At 55.1% G+C, this 18,782-nt stretch carries 15 protein-coding genes; 11 read left to right on the top strand and 4 right to left on the bottom strand.

The annotated features are described in order from the left end of the window. Nucleotides 1-28: 28 nt before the first annotated feature. The 5 genes from AAH446_RS18900 (at nucleotide 29) to AAH446_RS18880 (ending at nucleotide 7,266) form a co-directional block, all read left to right on the top strand. Nucleotides 29-715, top strand: a complete 687-nt coding sequence (locus AAH446_RS18900; RefSeq protein ID WP_342908228.1) for a hydrolase — start codon at nucleotides 29-31, stop codon at nucleotides 713-715. 62 nt (nucleotides 716-777) lie between these two features. After that, the gene (locus tag AAH446_RS18895; RefSeq protein WP_342908227.1) at nucleotides 778-1,017 is read left to right on the top strand and encodes a DUF1427 family protein; all 240 of its coding nucleotides are present in this window, start codon (nucleotides 778-780) and stop codon (nucleotides 1,015-1,017) included. A gap of 2 nt (nucleotides 1,018-1,019) precedes the next feature. Then, nucleotides 1,020-1,274: a XapX domain-containing protein gene (locus AAH446_RS18890; protein ID WP_342908226.1), complete on the top strand. Its 255-nt coding sequence runs from the start codon at nucleotides 1,020-1,022 to the stop codon at nucleotides 1,272-1,274. Nucleotides 1,275-1,318: 44 nt separating this feature from the next. Further along, nucleotides 1,319-1,702 carry a response regulator gene (locus tag AAH446_RS18885; RefSeq protein ID WP_342908225.1) on the top strand — a complete coding sequence of 128 codons (384 nt, stop codon included), beginning with the start codon at nucleotides 1,319-1,321 and terminating at the stop codon, nucleotides 1,700-1,702. Continuing rightward, nucleotides 1,702-7,266: a trifunctional serine/threonine-protein kinase/ATP-binding protein/sensor histidine kinase gene (locus AAH446_RS18880; RefSeq protein ID WP_342908224.1), complete on the top strand. Its 5,565-nt coding sequence runs from the start codon at nucleotides 1,702-1,704 to the stop codon at nucleotides 7,264-7,266. The genes AAH446_RS18885 and AAH446_RS18880 overlap by 1 nt, the downstream gene beginning before the upstream one ends. A gap of 197 nt (nucleotides 7,267-7,463) precedes the next feature. On the opposite strand, the gene AAH446_RS18875 is transcribed toward AAH446_RS18880, so the two are convergent. Next, a complete protein-coding gene (locus AAH446_RS18875; RefSeq protein WP_342908223.1) occupies nucleotides 7,464-8,084 on the bottom strand; it encodes a response regulator transcription factor in 621 nt (206 codons plus the stop codon). Nucleotides 8,085-8,784: 700 nt separating this feature from the next. Between AAH446_RS18875 and ubiD the strand changes: the two genes are divergently transcribed. Then, entirely contained in the window at nucleotides 8,785-10,287 is a 1,503-nt protein-coding gene (gene ubiD, locus AAH446_RS18870) for a 4-hydroxy-3-polyprenylbenzoate decarboxylase (protein WP_342908222.1), read from the top strand. 23 nt (nucleotides 10,288-10,310) lie between these two features. Continuing rightward, on the top strand, nucleotides 10,311-11,012 hold the full coding sequence (fre, locus tag AAH446_RS18865) for an NAD(P)H-flavin reductase (protein ID WP_342908221.1): 702 nt from the start codon (nucleotides 10,311-10,313) through the stop codon (nucleotides 11,010-11,012). Nucleotides 11,013-11,094: 82 nt separating this feature from the next. Here the strand turns inward: fre and fadA are convergent, their stop codons facing one another. Further along, nucleotides 11,095-12,258: an acetyl-CoA C-acyltransferase FadA gene (fadA, locus tag AAH446_RS18860; RefSeq protein ID WP_342908220.1), complete on the bottom strand. Its 1,164-nt coding sequence runs from the start codon at nucleotides 12,256-12,258 to the stop codon at nucleotides 11,095-11,097. Between the two features lie 10 nt (nucleotides 12,259-12,268). After that, nucleotides 12,269-14,455, bottom strand: coding sequence for a fatty acid oxidation complex subunit alpha FadB (gene fadB, locus AAH446_RS18855; RefSeq protein WP_342908219.1), 2,187 nt, complete (start codon nucleotides 14,453-14,455; stop codon nucleotides 12,269-12,271). 187 nt (nucleotides 14,456-14,642) lie between these two features. On the opposite strand from fadB, the gene pepQ reads away from it, so the two are divergent. From pepQ to hemG, 4 genes are read left to right on the top strand one after another with little or no spacing between them, the layout of a single operon-like run. Next, nucleotides 14,643-15,974, top strand: a complete 1,332-nt coding sequence (pepQ, locus tag AAH446_RS18850) for a Xaa-Pro dipeptidase (protein WP_342908218.1) — start codon at nucleotides 14,643-14,645, stop codon at nucleotides 15,972-15,974. Then, nucleotides 15,974-16,585, top strand: coding sequence for an IMPACT family protein (locus AAH446_RS18845; RefSeq protein ID WP_342908217.1), 612 nt, complete (start codon nucleotides 15,974-15,976; stop codon nucleotides 16,583-16,585). The genes pepQ and AAH446_RS18845 overlap by 1 nt, the downstream gene beginning before the upstream one ends. Before the next feature lie 31 nt (nucleotides 16,586-16,616). Further along, nucleotides 16,617-18,068 carry a Trk system potassium transporter TrkH gene (gene trkH / locus AAH446_RS18840; RefSeq protein ID WP_342908216.1) on the top strand — a complete coding sequence of 484 codons (1,452 nt, stop codon included), beginning with the start codon at nucleotides 16,617-16,619 and terminating at the stop codon, nucleotides 18,066-18,068. Between the two features lie 17 nt (nucleotides 18,069-18,085). Beyond that, complete coding sequence (hemG, locus tag AAH446_RS18835) at nucleotides 18,086-18,622, top strand: menaquinone-dependent protoporphyrinogen IX dehydrogenase (RefSeq protein ID WP_342908215.1); 537 nt, start codon at nucleotides 18,086-18,088, stop codon at nucleotides 18,620-18,622. Here hemG and AAH446_RS18830 read toward each other — a convergent pair. Then, nucleotides 18,602-18,782: hypothetical protein (locus AAH446_RS18830; protein ID WP_342908214.1), on the bottom strand; the 181-nt coding region annotated here is incomplete at its 5' end. The genes hemG and AAH446_RS18830 overlap by 21 nt on opposite strands.

The following is an 18,782-nucleotide window of genomic DNA, read 5'->3' as shown; positions in this document are numbered from 1 at the left end:
CAGCAACACTCACCTCTAGGGCACAATCATGACCAACAAGAAACTTGAAGTACTGACGCCAGAAAACTGCCAGATTATCTTTATTGACCAGCAGCCGCAGATGGCGTTTGGCGTGCAGTCAATCGATCGCCAGGTGCTGAAAAACAACGTTGTGGCGCTGGCAAAAGCCGCGAAAGTCTTCAACATCCCAACCGTGCTGACCACCGTGGAAACGGAGAGTTTCTCTGGCAACACCTTCCCGGAGCTGCTGGATGTCTTCCCAGGTCAGGACATCCTGGAGCGTACTTCTATGAACTCATGGGATGACCAGAAAGTCCGTGATGCGCTGGCAGCCAACGGTAAGAAGAAAGTTGTCGTGTCTGGTCTGTGGACCGAAGTCTGTAATAACAGCTTCGCACTGTGCGCCATGCTGGAAGGTGATTACGAAATCTATATGGTCGCGGACGCCTCAGGCGGCACCACTAAAGAAGCCCACGATTACGCGATGCAGCGTATGATTCAGGCTGGCGTGATCCCGGTGACCTGGCAGCAGGTTATGCTGGAGTGGCAGCGTGACTGGGCACATAAAGATACCTACAACGCGGTGATGGATATCGCGAAAGAGCATTCAGGCGCTTACGGTATCGGCGTTGATTATGCCTACACCATGGTGCACAAAGCGCCTTCACGTCAGAAGAGCGAGCACAAGACCCTGGCGCCGGTTTCGGCACGCTAACTGCCTTTGCAGGCCGGTGCCTGAGGTGCTGGCCTGCACTGACTTCTGACGGGAGGATCCCGATGAGTCCTTTACTGATTTCTCTGGGCGCAGGTGTACTGATTGGTCTGATGTACGCCCTGTTGAACGTGCGTTCGCCAGCGCCCCCTGCCATTGCGCTGGTGGGCCTGCTGGGCATGATTATCGGCAGCCAGCTCAGTACCCACTTTATGCAAGACGCCACGGCGGCCCTGCAAACAAAGCATATTGAGTTGAGCGCCTGGGCCACCGCACCATTCTCTGCTGCTGGCAGGGTGGGCTGAACATGTTGAAATCCTATATTATTGCGCTGGCAACCGGCATCCTGGCCGGCGTGGTTTACGCCATGATCGACGTTAATTCTCCCGCACCGCCCATCATTGCGCTGCTGGGGCTGTTTGGTATGCTGATTGGCGAACAAATTATTCCGCTATGTAAGAGACTGATTAAGCGCCAGCCTGTTACGATGGCCTGGTTCCGCCACGAGTGCGTACCTAAAATTAGCGGCACGCCCCCGCCTTCAGGTGATAAACCTTCCTAAGGAAGCCTCTCACGTCAGCGTGAGCATGATCAAAGGATAACAGTATGACGTTGCCGAGGCGTATTGTCGTCGTTGATGACGAACGTTCCGTTCGTAATGGGCTCAGTAACTTAATCCAGTCCGAGGGCTACTCAACGCTGGTTTTCGAGTCGGGGGAAACGCTGCTCAGTGACGACAGCGCGATGGCTAACGCTGCGCTGTTTATCATCGATGTTCACCTGAAAGGCATGAGCGGGTTTGAGCTTTTTACCGAACTGACCCGGCGGCTTCAAAACCCGCCGGGTATTATCATTTCCGGTAACGGCGATGAGACTATGCTGCAATATGCTATCAGCCTGGGCGCGATCGCTTTTTTGCGAAAACCGATCGAAATTGATACGTTGTTTGACTATATCCGTCTGGAACTTTCCTCGAGAGAGGCCCACTAATGAGCTCCATCCCCCTGACGCTGCTGTCTGCTGAAACCGAGGATTTTTTGCTGTCGGAGGAGGTCGTCATGACGCCGCTGGCACAGGAAGGGAATATTGAGTGGTTGCTGGGCCGGCACGGTGCCTCCGGTGAGACGTTTGTTCTGGCGACGGCCGCCAGTGAAGACGCCGTTTTTCACGTCACCCAGTTACTGAAAAACGAACTTTCGCTGCGGGATAAGCTGTCCGAAAAGTGGTCTGTAAAACCGATCCGGCACACCTATTATCATGGTCGCTACGCGCTGATGTATCCGGCATTTAACTACAGGACGCTTGCCGATTCGCTGTTTCTGCCACCGGAATCCATCCACGACTTTCTCAACAGGGCAGTGATGCTCTGTAGCGCGCTCAGCCTGATGCATCAGCAGGGGATAGTGCACGGCGACGTCAAACCTGCCAATTTTTATTTTGCCGATGGGGGGGAGTTTCGGCTGGGTGGATTTGGGCTGGCGACGGTCGCCTCTGACGCGCAGCAGCAGAACCGCCTGCCGGTAACCGGGGGGACGCTGGCCTATATGTCGCCTGAACATACCTCGCGCACGCCTCATCGCATCAGCAACCTGAGCGATCTCTACAGCCTCGGGATTGTCTTGTATGAGCTGCTCACCGGCAAGCTGCCGTTTGGTCATGCAGAGGAGGGGCACGCGGAATGGGTACATCATCATATCGCCTCGGAGCCGGAGCCGCCCCATTTACTGCGTAAGGATGTGCCGGTTGTTCTCTCTTCCATTATCCTGCGTCTTTTAGCGAAGCCCCCCGAAGCCCGGTATCAGACGGCGGAAGGTCTGCTGGCCGATCTCTGCCGCTGCCAGTCAAACCTGATGCCGGATGGAAACCTCGACGTTTTTGCGCTGGGGTTGCAGGATAGCCAGCCTGCCGGGCTGGTCTCCGATGCGCTTTACGCCGATCATCCTCAGGTCGTTGATGTTCTGGCCGCTTACGAGGACGTTTTCAGCAGCGGAAAGCACGCGCTGGTGGCGATCTGCGGTGCGCAGGGGACGGGGAAATCTTCGCTTATCGCCTCCTCGGTAAAAGTCCTCCAGCAGAAAAAAGCGTTACTGACCGTCGTAAAGGCGGACCAGCACTCTCCCGTGCTGCCGTACGCGATCTTTACCTCAGCCTTTCGCGCTCTGGCCCTTCATCTGCTGGGGCTGCCTTCTGGCGATATGGCGCGCTGGAAGCTGCACATTACCCGGATACTGGGGGACTACGCGGGCTTTGCGGTGAGCCTTGTGCCGGAGCTGGGCGTGCTGCTCGACCGGAAAGCGAAGCTGCCTTTCGACGCCTGCGCGCTTGACGTCCGCGACAAGTTCAACGTCATGGCCTGTAGTCTGGTAAAAGCGTTTACGGCACCCGGCAGGCCGCTGGTGATATTAATCGATGACGTCCACTGGGCCGATCGGGCAACGCTTCAGCTGCTACAAAACCTGCTCAACCTGAGTGAAGATATTCCTCTGCTGTTGATCATCTCGCATCGGGACCCGCTCTCTTTACCCTGTCCTGTTGTCGCAACAAATCTGGCTAACATCTGCTCGGCGGCGGCGCGCAGGGTCACTATTATCCCGGAGCCGCTGTCGGTAAAAAATATTGCGCGCTGGCTGGCTGGCCTGTTTCATACCCGCTCATCAGCCACCACGGAACTTGCCCAGCTGATCCATGAGAAGACGGATGGCAATCCGCTGTTTACCCATGAGTTTTACCGTCAGGCTGTCCGGGACGGGCTGATAACGCATCACATGGCAAAATGGGTATATGACCGTAACGCCCTTAAAGTGTGTCACTACGCTGAAAACGTCACCTCTGGCGTACTGCAACAGCTCCAGACTTTGCCGCCCGCTGTCCGCAACCTGTTAGGGCAGGTCGCCTGCCTTGGTGGTTCAGGCGAGTTACTGCTGCTCAGTAAGATACTCGCGATACCGGTTGGTAAGATCAAAGTCCTGCTGGCCCCCGCCGTCACGGCCCGGCTTATTACGCTTTCCGGCGATGAATACGCTTTTATGCACGACAGAATGCATGAGGCGGCGCTCGATCTTATTTCCGCCGATGAAAAAGATGTGCTGCACTGCCAGGCGGCTCACCAGCTTGCTGGAATGGCGAAGGAAACGGTTAACCACGATCCCTTATTCAGGGCCGTCCACCATATCGCCTCAGTAAAAAATGTATCGCTGATCCTGGCGGAGGCAGCGCAATTTTGCGATCTCATCCTCCAGGCCACAAAGCGGGCAAAGCTCACCGGTGACTACGTCTCCTCGCTGCGCTTTCTGCAAACCGCCCATAATCTCAATGCGCAGATCAACGCTAATGAAAATTTTGAGCTTTTACTCGAAGAAGCGGAATGTGAGTTTCTGAACGGTAATCTCACAACCGCGTTTGAACTCTGTTCCACCTTACTTAGTGCGCCAGGCGAGCTGACGGATAAAGCCGTTGCGGCCTGCCTGCTGGCCGAAATCCATATGCGGCAGTCTGACGGACAGCTGGCGCTTGAAACGGCGGTTGCCTGGCTTGCGGTGTTTGGTATCCAGCTTAGCCGCAACCCGGATAAAGAAGAGTGCGATGCCGCAAGAATAATTCTTAAGGAAGATGTCGGTAAGAACCCCTATGCCCGGTTCAGATCGCTGCCGCTGGTCACCTGCCGTCACACTGAGGCCATCATGAACCTGATGGCCAGCGCCAGTATCTTCGCGGCGTTCATCAATCCCCGGCTGCAGTTTATGATCCTCTGCAAACTGCTTCATCTGACGATGGCCAGGGGGATGACCGGCGCCTCAACCTTTGCCCTGTCATGGTATGGCGTCCTCTGTGGCGATCATTACGATGAATACAGCAGAGGCTTTGCCAGCACGTTGCTGGCGCGGCAGCTTGTCTATAAATATGACTTTGCCAGCTATAAGGCGCGCACGCTTCTGCCGCTGGATCAGGTCAGCATCTGGACGATGCCACTGACCTATGCGATTGAACGTGCAAAGGCCACGTTCGATGTCGCCGTGGAAAATGGCGATCGCACTTCAGCCTGCCTGGCGCTTCGCCATATCATCATGAATTATCTGGCGCGCGGGGATCATCTTGATGGCGTACAAACCTCAATCGAACGCGGGTTGACCTACGTACGTAAGGCGCAGTACCGGGATGTGGAAGCCATTCTGCAGATGCAGCGCGATTACGTTCTGTTTCTGAGACGCCCGGGGATCGGCCCGTTTACGGGGGACGATTTTATGCCGCCCGCACTTGATCCTTCGGCACCGGTAAAGGCGGTGGAGCCGCTGTTCCTGATGCAGTTCTGGTCACTGCTCTATAAGGGCATGGCGCATTTTTTTGCCGGTGAATATATCGCTGCCGGGCGTTATTTCACCGACGCGGCCCCGCTGACCGAATCTATTCCGGGACATATCCATCTGCTCGACTTTCATCTCTACAGCGCGCTTGCTTTATCCATTCCCTTAACGAAAAAGCAGTTCAGCTCAGAAGTGCGCAGCCGCTTTATGAAGCACGCGGGAAAAATCGCGGTATGGTGCACCGAGAATGCGAAGACATTTTCTGATAAGGAGGCGCTGCTGCAGGCGGAGCTTTTACGGCTGGAGGGGAAAGCGGCCCGGGCTGCGGAGCAGTATGAAACCGCCATGACGCTCTCGCGTGAGGGACAGTTTCATCATATTCACGGGCTGGCCTGTGAGCTGGCTGCCCGGTTTGCTGCCGCCAGCGGCCTGAAGTTTGCGGCCGATGCCTATATCAGGGGCGCCATGAATGCCTGGGAGCTGTGGGGAGCGGGAGCCAGGCTGCGCCAGCTTGAAGCCCTCTATCCTCATCTGGTCACCCAGAGCAAGGAGACGGCACTGAATACCATCAGCTTCAAGCAGAACGCATTGATAAGCGATCTACAGAGTATGGTGACCGCCATCCGCGCCCTGACGGAAGAGATCAATCTGGATCGGCTGATCAATATTCTGATGGTGATGCTTGTTGAACGGGCCGGCGCGCAGCACTGCCTGCTGATCCGTTTAATTGATGGCAACATCCCTGAAATCCAGGCGCGGGCCACAACCAACGCTGAGGGCATCAAGGTGAAAGTGGTCAAAGAGACGCCGCTTGCGACCGATCTGCCTCTCTCCGTGCTGACGGCTGTTATCCGCACCGGGCAGGAAATCCGGACCGGCAAGCCAGAGGTTTTCAGTCCCTTCAGTCAGGATCACTATCTGGTCGCCTCGGGCGCGGCGGTGATGTGTGTGCCGATGTTTAAGCAGGCGCAGATGGTTGGCGTGTTATACCTTGAAAACCGTCTGATACCGGATGTATTTACCGCAGAGCATTCAAGGATTGTCTCTATGCTGGGCGCCCAGGCAGCCGTCTCGCTTGAGACCGCGCGTCTGTATGCCGAGCTTCTGGATGAGAACATACAGCGCCGGCGGGTGGAAAAACAGCTCCGGGCCAGCCAGACATCGCTGATGCTTGGTGAAAAAATCAGCCATACCGGCACCTGGCACTGGCATCTGGAACCCGATATTCAGCTGATATCCGATGAGTACAAGCGCATCATGGGCCTGCCGGACGAACAGACCAGCACCTCAATGGCGGAATTCCAGAGCCGGGTACATCCTGATGACATTCCCTCGCTCAGAGAGCTGATTGAAACAAGCGTGCGCAAAGGCAGCAATATGCAGGCGGAGTTCCGTATTATCCGGTCAGATGGAGAGTGTCGCTATATTAAGGGCATTGGTGAACCGGTAGACAGCTGGCCGGAGACGCAGGAATACTTTGGTACGCTGACGGATATTACCCACCAGCGCATGTCTGAAGATGCCGTCCGTATTGCCCAGGCCGATCTGGCTCGGGTATCGCGCGCCACTACGGTAGGGCAGCTTACCTCCTCCATTGCCCATGAAATTAATCAGCCGCTGATGTCTATCGTGACCAATGCCGGCGCGAGCCTGCGCTGGCTGAAGCGGGACCCGCTACAGCTTGAAAAGGCGCGGGAGAGCATTGAAGAGATCATCAGGGAAGGCAGCCGGGCGGGGAATATTATTCGCGGATTGCAGGCCCTCACCCGCAATCAGGTCTCAAAATTTACGCATGACAGGCTTCATATGCTGGCACTGGATATCCTCTCCCTGTCCCGGCTGGAGCTTGAACGCAGGTTCATTGCCCTTGAACTCGATCTGCGGGCCGATAACGATCATATATTTTGTGAACGCGTCCAGATCCAGCAGGTTTTACTGAATCTGGTAATGAATGGCATTGACGCAATGGCAGACAATGTCGGCTCTCGCGTTCTGCGTCTCACTTCTTTTAATCCTTCTGCCGATCTGGTGCGCTTTGAAGTGGCGGACAACGGGACTGGCCTGAGCGAGGATGTTATCGGCAAGATATTTGATTCGTTTTATACCACCAAGGCGGAAGGTATGGGCATGGGCCTGACCATCAGTGACGATATCATCAAGCGCCACGGCGGAACGTTGAGCGCCTGCAACAGAAAAAGCGGTGGCAGCCTGTTCTGGTTTACGCTGCCCGTCGAGCCTGAAAAGCCGTCATAGTGAGGCGAAAGCGCCTTCTGGAAGGCGTAGCCTGGGCGTTTGACAATATGCGCCTGTTAACCGGGGCGGAGGAAGACACCTTTATGACAACCTCAGCTACGGTTGAAGATTCACGACGTTAGATCTACTAAAAACCATTTACTCAGACGGCAGATCAGCGCGTCCCATTGGCAATGCAGGGAAAGGTCAGGGATGGACTAGGCATTCAAGTGTTTAAATAAATTCAGTCGTTCAGTCGCTCTGACCAGATCGGAGATGGAGCGCACCTTCATTTTTTCCATCACGCGGCGTTTGTGTACTTTAGCCGTGATCTCACTCACCCCCATTTCTGCCGCAATTTGTTTATTCAGCAGGCCGCTGACCGCCAGCTGTAACACCTCATGCTCACGCGGCGTGAGCGAGCGGAGCCGCTCCGTAAGCTCAAGGTTCTCAAGCGACGTCACCCTCGCGTCTTCGGAAATACGCAGGGCTTCAGAAACGGCCTGAAGCAGGGGTTCCGGCATCACGGGCTTGGTCAGGAATTCATAAGCTCCCGCTTTCATCGCCTTAACGGTAATGGGAATGGTGCCAAAGCCGGTCAGAAATATGGTCGGGATCGTATGGCCCCGTTCATGCAGGTTGCGTGAGACATCAAAGCCATCCGTGCCGGGCATATTGATATCGACGATCAGGCAGCTGGGGGTTTCATAATGTGGCTGCGCCAGAAACGCCTGAGGAGAAGTAAAGGCTGCAATAGTATAACCTTCTGAATCGAGAAGATTACGTAACGCAGCGATCACCGATTCATCATCATCAACTACATAAACCATATAATTCATTTTAATGGCTCTTTAGGTGGGCTCATGGTGAGCGTAACTGATCGACAAATAATCAAAGTGAGTGTAGATGTAATCGCTTCCATTCGAAATGGATTCACGGATAGTATAAAAAAAGCAATGATTTATCAAATTATATAATTGACTGATTTAGCAGGGTTTACGTAATATGTTCAGGATTGGCAGAGAATATAATAAGATTTATCTTAACCTGTTTAAACGGTAAGTAAGTGTTTTAATATCAGCGCATTTTTTTGGACATAACCACAATATTTATAGGTTTTATTTTGGCTGTTTAATTAACGTTTCTCAAAATGAGATTATATAAATTTAGTTATGCATAAATTCATCAACAGATAATTTATTATTATTTTCGCCTTTTCTTAAGGCTTAAGGCAGACCATTATCCGGTATCTGTTTAAGTTCACGGCGAATGTGGGTGCATTCATAATAATACCTGCTCGTTTTCTGCTGGAATTTCAGGCAAATCAGTCATCAAAATAGTATCAGCAGAGATGTCTCCTCGCCGCATCATGCTGCATTTGAAAGGCGTTCTGCCTCGCCTGAAGGCGTTTTCCCTGTGCCTCCAGGTAAAAATCCGCCGTGTCGGCTTAGCTGCTGGTCAGCCTGCCGCGAAAAACTAAGCATACGTGCTGAATCATCCCTATAATGGCCGATTCACTGACCGTATTGATGAGAAGTCATGAAATACCACGACTTACGCGATTTCCTTGCGCTGCTTGAACAGCGGGGGGAGCTGAAACGCATTAAGCACGAGATCGATCCCGATCTGGAGATGACCGAAATCGCCGACCGTACCCTGCGTGCGGGCGGGCCCGCGCTGCTGTTTGAAAATCCGAAAGGCTACAGTATGCCGGTGCTCTGCAATCTCTTCGGCACGCCCGACCGCGTTGCGCTGGGGATGGGCCAGGAGGATGTGAGCGCGCTGCGCGACGTAGGGCGCCTGCTGGCTTTTCTGAAAGAGCCTGAGCCGCCGCGCGGCTTTCGTGATTTCTTCGATAAAATTCCGCAGTGGAAGCAGGTCCTGAACATGCCGACCAAACGTCTGCGTGATGCCCCCTGCCAGCAGCAGATCTGGCAGGGTGACGAGGTCGACCTGCATAAAATTCCGGTGATGAAATGCTGGCCAGAAGATGCGGCGCCGCTGATCACCTGGGGACTGACGGTGACGCGGGGCCCGCATAAAGAGCGGCAAAACCTGGGCATTTACCGCCAGCAGGTTATCGGCAAAAACCGGTTAATCATGCGCTGGTTGTCCCATCGCGGCGGTGCGCTGGATTACCAGGAGTGGTGCCAGCAGCATCCCGGCGAACGCTTCCCGGTCGCGGTCGCGCTGGGCGCCGATCCCGCCACTATTCTGGGCGCCGTTACGCCAGTGCCGGATACCCTCTCTGAATATGCCTTCGCCGGCCTGCTTCGCGGGACAAAATCGGAGGTCGTCAAATGTATCTCAAACGATCTCGAAGTTCCCGCCAGCGCTGAAATCGTGCTGGAAGGCTATATTGAGCCGGGCGATATGGCGCCGGAAGGCCCCTACGGTGACCATACGGGTTACTATAATGAAGTAGACAATTTCCCGGTGTTCACCGTAACGCACATTACGCAACGTCGCGACGCCATCTATCATTCAACCTACACTGGCCGTCCGCCCGATGAACCCGCCGTGCTGGGCGTTGCGCTCAATGAGGTCTTTGTCCCGATCCTGCAAAAGCAGTTTCCTGAAATTGTCGATTTTTACCTGCCTCCGGAAGGCTGCTCCTATCGCCTGGCGGTGGTGACAATGAAGAAACAGTACGCGGGCCATGCCAAGCGCGTCATGATGGGCGTCTGGTCTTTCCTGCGGCAGTTTATGTATACCAAGTTTGTGATCGTTTGTGATGATGACGTCAATGCGCGCGACTGGAATGACGTGATTTGGGCGATTACCACAAGGATGGACCCGGCGCGGGATACTGTACTGGTTGAGAATACGCCGATTGATTACCTGGATTTCGCCTCGCCGGTGTCAGGACTGGGCTCGAAAATGGGCCTGGACGCGACCAATAAGTGGCCTGGTGAGACCGATCGCGAATGGGGACGCCCGATCCGCAAAGATCCGGCCGTCACGGCGCGTATCGATGCGATCTGGGATGAGCTGGGCATCCTGACTGAGACGACCGGACGCAGTGCTGCCTCCGGCAAATGAATTCGACCCGACAGAGGGAACGCATGACAACGTTAAGCTGTAAAGTGACCTCGGTAGAGGCGATTACCGATACCGTTTACCGGGTACGCATGGTGCCCGAAGCCGAATTTAACTTCAAAGCGGGCCAGTATCTGATGGTGGTAATGGATGAGCGCGATAAGCGCCCATTCTCGCTCGCCTCCACGCCGATGGAAAAAGAGATCATTGAGCTGCATATTGGGGCTTCCGATCTCAATCTCTATGCCATGGCGGTGATGGAGCGGATCCAGCAGCAGCGCAAAATCACCGTGGATATTCCTCACGGCGACGCCTGGCTGCGTGAAGATAGTGACCGTCCGCTGGTGCTGATCGCGGGGGGAACCGGCTTTTCCTATGCCCGTTCCATTCTTCTGACTGCGCTTTCGCAGCAGCCGGATCGCCATATTTCGCTTTACTGGGGCGGGCGTGAGCTGAAGCACCTCTACGATCTGGAAGAGCTGGATGCGCTGGCAGTGAAGCACCCTAACCTTAAGGTCATTCCGGTTGTTGAACAGCCCGAAGCGGGCTGGGAAGGGCGCAACGGCACCGTACTGACGGCGGTTATGCATGATTTCGGTACGCTTGCCGGACATGATATCTATATTGCCGGGCGCTTTGAGATGGCGAAAATTGCCCGTGAGCGTTTCTGCGCGGAGCGCGGCGCAAAAGAAGAGCAGATGTTTGGCGACGCCTTCGCCTTTATCTGAATGACTGAGGGGGCGACGGCTCCCAGAAAAAACCCGCCCTGACGGGCGGGAATAGCAGCAATAAAAGTGCCAGTTCAACGTATCAGGCGCGTTCAAATACGGTGGCAATGCCCTGACCCAGCCCGATACACATCGTCGCGAGGCCAAACTGTACATCACGACGCTCCATCAGATTCAGCAGCGTGGTGCTGATTCTTGCGCCGGAGCAGCCAAGAGGATGGCCCAGCGCAATAGCGCCGCCGTTGAGGTTCACCTTTTCATCCATCACTTCCAGCAGACCGAGATCCTTAATGCAGGGGAGTGTCTGTGCGGCAAAGGCTTCGTTCAGCTCGCAGACGCCAATATCGCTGATGCTCAGGCCCGCCCTTTTCAGCGCCAGCTGCGACGCAGGAACCGGACCATAGCCCATAATCGAAGGATCGCAGCCGACGACGGCCATCGACTTCACCCATGCCCTCGGTGTCAGTCCCCGCGCGCGCGCGGCCGATTCACTCATGACCAGCATGGCCGCTGCACCGTCTGAAAGCGCTGACGAGCTGGCCGCCGTTACCGTGCCGTTGACGGGATCGAAGGCGGGGCGCAGGGCGGCCAGACCGGCTGCTGTCGTCCCGGCGCGGATCACCTCATCATAGTCATAGCATCTGAGGATGCCGTCAGCATCGTGACCGCTGGTCGGAACGATTTCATTAGCAAAATGGCCTGCCTGCGTGGCATCCCAGGCGCGCTGATGCGAGCGGGCGGCAAACGCATCCTGCATTTCACGATCGATCTTGTGCATACGCGCCAGCATTTCTGCCGTCAGCCCCATCATGCCCGCCGCTTTGGCAACCGTTTTGCTCAGTCCGGGATGAAAGTCCACGCCGTGGCTCATTGGCACATGGCCCATATGTTCCACGCCGCCCACCAGGCAGACCGAGGCATCTCCTACCATAATGGCGCGGGCCGCATCATGCAGCGCCTGCATAGAGGAACCGCACAGGCGGTTGACGGTCGTGGCCGGCACGCTGTGAGGGATCTCCGCCAGCAGGGCGGCATTACGCGCGATATTAAACCCCTGCTCCAGGGTCTGCTGTACGCAGCCCCAGTAGATATCATCAATATTATCCGCCGCCAGCGACGGATTACGGCTTAGCAGGCTGCGCATCAGATGGGCTGATAAATCTTCGGCACGCACATGGCGATAAGCGCCGCCTTTCGAGCGGCCCATCGGCGTGCGGACCGCATCAACAATCACTACTCTTTCCATTTCGCTCTCCTCACGCCACTGTTGGAATGACATCGCCGATGGGCGCGGCCACGGGATACCAGCTTTCATCACGACCGGCTTTATCCAGCAGCCCGGCTGGCGGCAGATAGAGCGCGCCCAGCTCGCTGTACTGTTCAGCCTGAGAGACAAAATGCGCATTGCCCGTCGTATCGAGATAGCGGAAGACGCCGCCGTGGAACGGCGGGAAGCCCAGACCGTAGACCAGCGCCATATCCGCTTCTGCTGGCGTGGCGATAATGCCTTCCTCCAGGCAGCGGACCACTTCGTTAATCATCGGGATCATCATTCTCAGCAGGATCTCTTCATCGCTGAAAACGCGGCTGGTCTGACAGACGCTTTGCAGGAGTTCATCCACCGCCGGTTCCACAACCTTCTTCTGCTTTCCTTTACTGTCGGTCTCCCAGCGATAAAAGCCTGCCTGATTTTTCTGCCCGAATCGCTTTGCTTCAAACAGCACATCAATGGCATCCCGGTAATCCTTGCTCATGCGGGAAGGAAATCCTTCTGCCATAACGTGTTGCGCATGGTGAGCGGTATCGATGCCGACCACATCCAGCAGCCAGGCCGGTCCCATCGGCCAGCCGAACTGTTTCTCCATTACCTTATCGATCTGGCGGTAATCAGCCCCGTCGCGCAGCAGCAGGCTGAAACCGGCAAAGTAGGGGAACAGCACGCGGTTAACGAAAAAGCCGGGGCAGTCTTTCACCACAATCGGCGTTTTGCCCATTTTGCTGGCCCAGGCAACCACCTTCGCCAGCGTGGCGTCTGCGGTTTTTTCGCCGCGTACCACCTCAACCAGCGGCATACGCGGTACGGGGTTAAAGAAGTGCATCCCGCAGAAATTTTCGGGGCGCTGAAGAGCGTGAGCCAGTTGACCGATAGGAATGGTGGAGGTGTTAGTGGTGAGGATGGCATCTTCACTCACGTGGCGTTCGGTTTCAGCCAGCACGGCCGCCTTTATGCGGGGATCTTCTATCACGGCTTCAACCACGATATCCGTTTCGTCAAACCCGGCATAGCTCAGCGTGGGCTGGATGGTGCCGAGAATGCTGGCCATCTTCATGCCGTCAATTTTGCCCCGCTCAAGCTGCCTGTTCAGCAGCCTGGCCGTCTCCTTCATGCCAAGCGACAGCGACGCAGGGCTGATATCTTTCAGTATTACCGGGACGCCTGTGGTGGCTGACTGCCAGGCGATACCGCCGCCCATGATGCCTGCGCCAAGCACCGCAGCCTGTTTGGGCGTTTCCACATCGCGGGTCAGTTTTTTTGCTTTGGCTTTCACCGCCTGATCGTTGAGGAAGATCCCTACCAGCGCCCGGGCCTCTTTGCTGCCAGCCAGCGAGACGAACGCCGCGGTTTCCAGTTTTAAGGCTTCATTGCGTCCCAGGGAGGCGGCGGCTTCCACCGTTTTGACCGCCGTAAGCGGTGCAGGATAGTGCTTACCTGCCGTTTGCTGCACCATACTTTTTGCCAGAGTAAAACTCATGGCGGCTTCGATTTTGCTCAGCTTCAGCGGGTCCAGCTTCGGCTGCCGGCGGGCGCGCCAGTCTTGCTTCCCTGAAATCGCCTCACGCAGAATAGCCAGCGCCCCCTCGTGCAATTTATCCGCCTCTACCACTGCATCGACCAGGCCCAGCGCGAGCGCCCGTGCGGCATCAACATCCTTTCCGGCGGCAATAATCTCCAGCGCGCTGTCCGCGCCCAGCAGGCGGGGCAGACGAACCGATCCGCCAAAGCCGGGCATAATCCCCAGCTTCGTTTCAGGCAGGCCAATGCGGGCATCCGGCGTGGCGATGCGAAAATCGGTAGCAAGAATACATTCACATCCGCCACCCAGCGCGTAGCCCTGTATAGCCGAGAGGGTTGGCACCGGCAGATCTTCCAGACGGTTAAAGATACCGTTAGCAAAATGCAGCCATTCAGAGAGCTTTTCAGCCGGCGCGGCAAATAGTGAGAGAAATTCGGTAATGTCCGCACCCACAATAAATGCAGGTTTACGCGAGCTGAGCAGGAGTGCTCTGAGCCCGGATTGATTTTCCAGTACCGTAATTGCCTCACTCAGGCTGGCAACGGTGCGGGTGTCCAGCTTATTGACGGAGCCGGGCGCATCGAAGGCCAGTTCGGCGATGCCATCGTCCAGCCAGTTCAGGGTCAGGGTTTCGCCTTGGTAGAGCATGTGTGTCTCCTGATGCAGCGATGAGAGGATCTGGTCATACCAGATGAGCGAGAGTGTGGGATGTGTGTTAATTATTTGCAAACGAGAGTTTGCTAATTTGCAAACAAGATCACAGGAGCAGCAGAACGGCATCACGGAAACGGCTGTGGTAATATGCGGACAATTTCGCGATCACGGAGGCAAAGTTATGGAATCGTTGGTAACGCTTTATCAGGACCATCTGAATACGCTACAGGCCCGGGCTCAGCAGGTTCTGGCCCGTTTTGAGCTGGATGCAATGCTGATCCATTCCGGAGAACTGATGACGGTTTTCCTCGATGACCATCACTACCCTTTCAAGGTTAATCCTCAGTTTAAAGCCTGGGTTCCGGTGACCTCGGTGCCTAACTGCTGGCTATGGGTAGATGGCGTTAACAAGCCCAAGCTCTGGTTCTATTCACCGGTTGATTACTGGCATAAGGTCGAGCCGCTGCCGCAGAGCTTCTGGACCGGTGAGATTGATATTATCGCGCTGAAAAAACCGGAAGATATTGAGCGGATGCTGCCCGCTCAGCGACAGAACGTGGCTTATATCGGCCCCGTTCCTCAGCGAGCTGCCCAGCTTGGCATTAGAGCCGATCTGACCAACCCGCAGGGCGCGATCGATTTTCTGCATTATCATCGTTCTTATAAAACCGACTACGAGCTCTATTGCCTGCGCGAAGCCCAGAAAAGCGCAGTAGTGGGGCATAAGGCGGCAAAAGAAGCCTTCCTGTCCGGTATGAGCGAGTTCGATATTAATAACGCCTACCTTAGCGCAACAGGGCACCGCGACACCGATGTGCCCTACGGCAATATTATCGCGCTGAACGAGCATGCCGCGGTATTGCACTATACCCAGCTCGATCACCTGCCGCCGGAGCACTCGCGCAGCTTTCTGATTGATGCCGGCACTGAATATAACGGCTATGCAGCAGATTTGACGCGGACCTATGCCGCGCATGACGACAGTGAATATGCGCAGCTGATCAAAGATATGAACGCAGAAGAGCTGGCGCTGATTGGCACGCTGAAAGCTGGCGTCCGCTACAGTGAATATCACCAGCAAATGCATCAGCGCCTGGCAAAACTTCTGCTGAAGTATCAGTTGGTGAAGGGCATCAGTGAAGAAGCGATGATCGCTGACGACCTGACCGGGCCATTTATGCCACACGGGCTGGGCCATCCACTTGGCCTCCAGGTGCATGATGTTGCCGGTTTCATGCAGGATGATAAGGGCACGCATCTTCCGGCACCGGCACAGTATCCGTTTCTGCGCTGCACCCGCGTGCTTGAACCGCGTATGGTTCTGACGATTGAACCGGGTATTTACTTTATCGAGTCTCTGCTGGCGCCGTGGCGGGAAGGTAAATTCAGCCACTATTTTGACTGGGATCGTATCGAGGCGCTTAAGCCATATGGCGGTATCCGCATTGAGGACAATGTGATCATCCAGCAGAACGGCGTGGAAAACATGACGCGGGATCTTAAACTCGATTAATGGACGCCTACGATATTCCTGCCGGCGAATTCAGCGTCAGCGAGGAAATTAAGAAGAGCCGTTTTATCACGCTGATCGATCATACTGAGGGCGTTCAGGCCGCGCGCGCTTTTGTTCAGCGGATAAAGCAGGCGCATCCGGCGGCCCGGCATCACTGCTGGGCCTGGGTAGCCGGGGCGCCCTCAGACTCACAGCAGTTAGGCTTTTCGGATGATGGCGAACCATCAGGTACGGCAGGTAAACCGATGCTCGCCCAGCTGATGGGAAATCATATTGGCGAAATCACCGTGGTGGTGGTTCGCTATTATGGCGGCATTCAGTTAGGGACGGGCGGCCTGGTGAAAGCCTATGGCGGCGGCGTGCAGCAGGCGCTGAAGCTATTGCCCCGCCGGCAAAAAATTCCCATGCGCCATTTTTCCTTAACCTGCGACTATGCTCAGTTGGCTGAGGTTGAAAGAATGATTCAGCGGTTCAACGGGCAGCTTCTTAATAATGCGTTCCGGGAGCAGGTGACCTTGTCGCTGGCCCTGCCGTATGGGCAAATTGACGGGTTCAGGCGAAACCTGACCGACTTTAGCCGCGGAGCGCTGGCGCTGGTGCCACTCAACTAACACTAATCATTGGCAGGAAAGGAACAGCTGAATGCACTTTCGCACCATTACCCGCATAGTGGGTTTGCTGGTCATTTTGTTTTCAGGGACGATGATTGTCCCCGGGCTGGTGGCGTTGATCTATCGTGATGGTGCAGGACGCGCATTCACCCAGACCTTCTTTATGGCGTTACTGATTGGTTCACTCCTCTGGTGGCCTAACCGCAGACAAAAAAGCGAACTGAAGCCGCGCGAAGGCTTTCTGATCGTGGTGCTGTTCTGGACGGTGCTGGGCAGCGTCGGGGCTATGCCTTTCATTTTTTCAGAGCATCCGGATTTATCTCTGACTGACGCCTTTTTTGAGTCCTTTTCAGGACTGACCACCACCGGTGCCACCACGCTGGTAGGACTGGATTCTTTGCCTAAGGCGATCCTTTTCTATCGACAGATGCTGCAATGGCTTGGCGGCATGGGGATCATTGTACTGGCGGTGGCTATTCTGCCCATTCTGGGCGTGGGGGGAATGCAGCTCTACCGGGCAGAAATGCCGGGCCCGCTAAAGGATAATAAAATGCGGCCACGTATTGCCGAGACGGCAAAAACGCTGTGGCTTATCTATGTGCTGCTCACGGTAATCTGCGCCGTGGCGCTCTGGCTGGCAGGCATGTCGCTGTTTGACGCTATTGGTCACAGCTTTTCGACTATTGCGATAGGCGGCTTTTCCACCCATGACGCCAGCATTGGCTATTTTAATAGTCCGGCTATCAACAACATCATCGCGATTTTCCTGCTGATTTCCGGGTGTAACTATGGCCTGCACTTTACCTTGCTGAGCGGGCGTAATCTTCGCGTTTACTGGCGGGATCCTGAATTTCGTATGTTTATCGGTGTTCAGCTGACGCTGGTTATCATCTGTACGCTGGTGCTCTACTTTCATGATGTTTATGACAGCGGCCTGCAAACGCTGAATCAGGCATTTTTCCAGGTTGTCTCGATGGCGACCACGGCTGGCTTTACCACAGACAGCATCGCCCGCTGGCCGCTTTTCCTGCCGGTCTTGCTACTATGCTCTGCGTTTATCGGGGGATGTGCAGGATCGACCGGTGGCGGACTGAAGGTCATTCGTATTCTGTTGCTGTTTAAGCAAGGCTCCCGCGAGCTGAAGCGCCTGGTCCACCCGAACGCGGTATATACAATAAAGCTTGGGCAGCGTGCCCTACCGGAACGTATTCTCGAAGCGGTCTGGGGGTTTTTCTCAGCTTATGCGCTCGTGTTTTTGCTGAGCATGCTGGCCATTATCGCTACGGGAGTGGATGACTTTTCTGCCTTCGCGGCCGTGGCCGCAACGCTGAACAATCTGGGGCCGGGTTTAGGGGTGGTGGCAGACAACTTCACCACCATGAATGATACGGCCAAATGGATTTTGATTCTGACCATGCTTTTTGGTCGCCTTGAGGTCTTTACACTATTAGTTCTGTTCACGCCTACCTTCTGGCGCGAATAACCGAGTTGAGTATGTCTATGAAAGCGCTAATTCTCTTTTCCAGCCGCGATGGCCAGACGCGCGAAATTGCGGCCTATATAGCTAACCAGTTAAAGGAGCATCAGGAGTGTGAGTTGATGAATATCCTCCACGCTTCCGCAATCAACTGGGCACAGTACGATCGGGTACTTATCGGGGCCTCTATACGTTACGGACATTTTCATCCACAGCTGACTAAGTTCGTAAAGCAAAACCTCACTGAACTGCGCCAGCGGCCCAGTGGATTTTTCTCGGTGAACCTGACGGCCCGCAAAGCGGAAAAGCGTTCGCCACAGACTAACGCCTATACGCGTAAGTTTTTACTTCAGTCTCCGTGGGCGCCCGACTGCTGTGCCGTATTTGCCGGTGCGTTGCGCTATCCGCGCTACGGCTTCTTCGACCGCATGATGATCCAGCTGATTATGCGTATGACCGGTGGGGAAACCGATACGAGTAAAGAAGTGGAATACACAGACTGGGAACAGGTAAGCCGTTTTGCCCATGAATTTGCTGGATTAAACAGCAAAGTGAGGTAAAAAAAGGCGTGTTGTTGAAAAATAGCGCTGTCGGTCATTAATTTGTAATAAACGCTTGTCAGCTGCCGATAACTCCCTATAATGCGCAACCACTGAGACGGCACAACGGCTTACAGCCAGCGGCTCAGGAGGTTCAGGAAGCTGAACCGCCGGAGAAAAG

This window comes from Erwinia psychrophila (genome assembly GCF_039023475.1).
In the GTDB taxonomy this organism is placed as follows: domain Bacteria; phylum Pseudomonadota; class Gammaproteobacteria; order Enterobacterales; family Enterobacteriaceae; genus Erwinia.
The sequence above is the reverse complement of the archived record's forward strand: the minus strand, read 5'-3'. Positions and strand labels throughout refer to the sequence as shown.

Excerpts from the sequence above, each read along its gene's own strand:
- ubiD (WP_342908222.1), top strand. The coding sequence starts at position 8,785 with ATGAAATACCACGACTTACGCGATTTCCTTGCGCTGCTTGAACAGCGG.
- AAH446_RS18885 (WP_342908225.1), top strand. The coding sequence starts at position 1,319 with ATGACGTTGCCGAGGCGTATTGTCGTCGTTGATGACGAACGTTCCGTT.
- AAH446_RS18845 (WP_342908217.1), top strand. The coding sequence starts at position 15,974 with ATGGACGCCTACGATATTCCTGCCGGCGAATTCAGCGTCAGCGAGGAA.
- AAH446_RS18890 (WP_342908226.1), top strand. The coding sequence starts at position 1,020 with ATGTTGAAATCCTATATTATTGCGCTGGCAACCGGCATCCTGGCCGGC.
- trkH (WP_342908216.1), top strand. The coding sequence starts at position 16,617 with ATGCACTTTCGCACCATTACCCGCATAGTGGGTTTGCTGGTCATTTTG.
- pepQ (WP_342908218.1), top strand. The coding sequence starts at position 14,643 with ATGGAATCGTTGGTAACGCTTTATCAGGACCATCTGAATACGCTACAG.
- fre (WP_342908221.1), top strand. The coding sequence starts at position 10,311 with ATGACAACGTTAAGCTGTAAAGTGACCTCGGTAGAGGCGATTACCGAT.
- AAH446_RS18880 (WP_342908224.1), top strand. The coding sequence starts at position 1,702 with ATGAGCTCCATCCCCCTGACGCTGCTGTCTGCTGAAACCGAGGATTTT.
- fadB (WP_342908219.1), bottom strand. The coding sequence starts at position 14,455 with ATGCTCTACCAAGGCGAAACCCTGACCCTGAACTGGCTGGACGATGGC.
- AAH446_RS18900 (WP_342908228.1), top strand. The coding sequence starts at position 29 with ATGACCAACAAGAAACTTGAAGTACTGACGCCAGAAAACTGCCAGATT.
- AAH446_RS18895 (WP_342908227.1), top strand. The coding sequence starts at position 778 with ATGAGTCCTTTACTGATTTCTCTGGGCGCAGGTGTACTGATTGGTCTG.
- fadA (WP_342908220.1), bottom strand. The coding sequence starts at position 12,258 with ATGGAAAGAGTAGTGATTGTTGATGCGGTCCGCACGCCGATGGGCCGC.
- hemG (WP_342908215.1), top strand. The coding sequence starts at position 18,086 with ATGAAAGCGCTAATTCTCTTTTCCAGCCGCGATGGCCAGACGCGCGAA.
- AAH446_RS18875 (WP_342908223.1), bottom strand. The coding sequence starts at position 8,084 with ATGAATTATATGGTTTATGTAGTTGATGATGATGAATCGGTGATCGCT.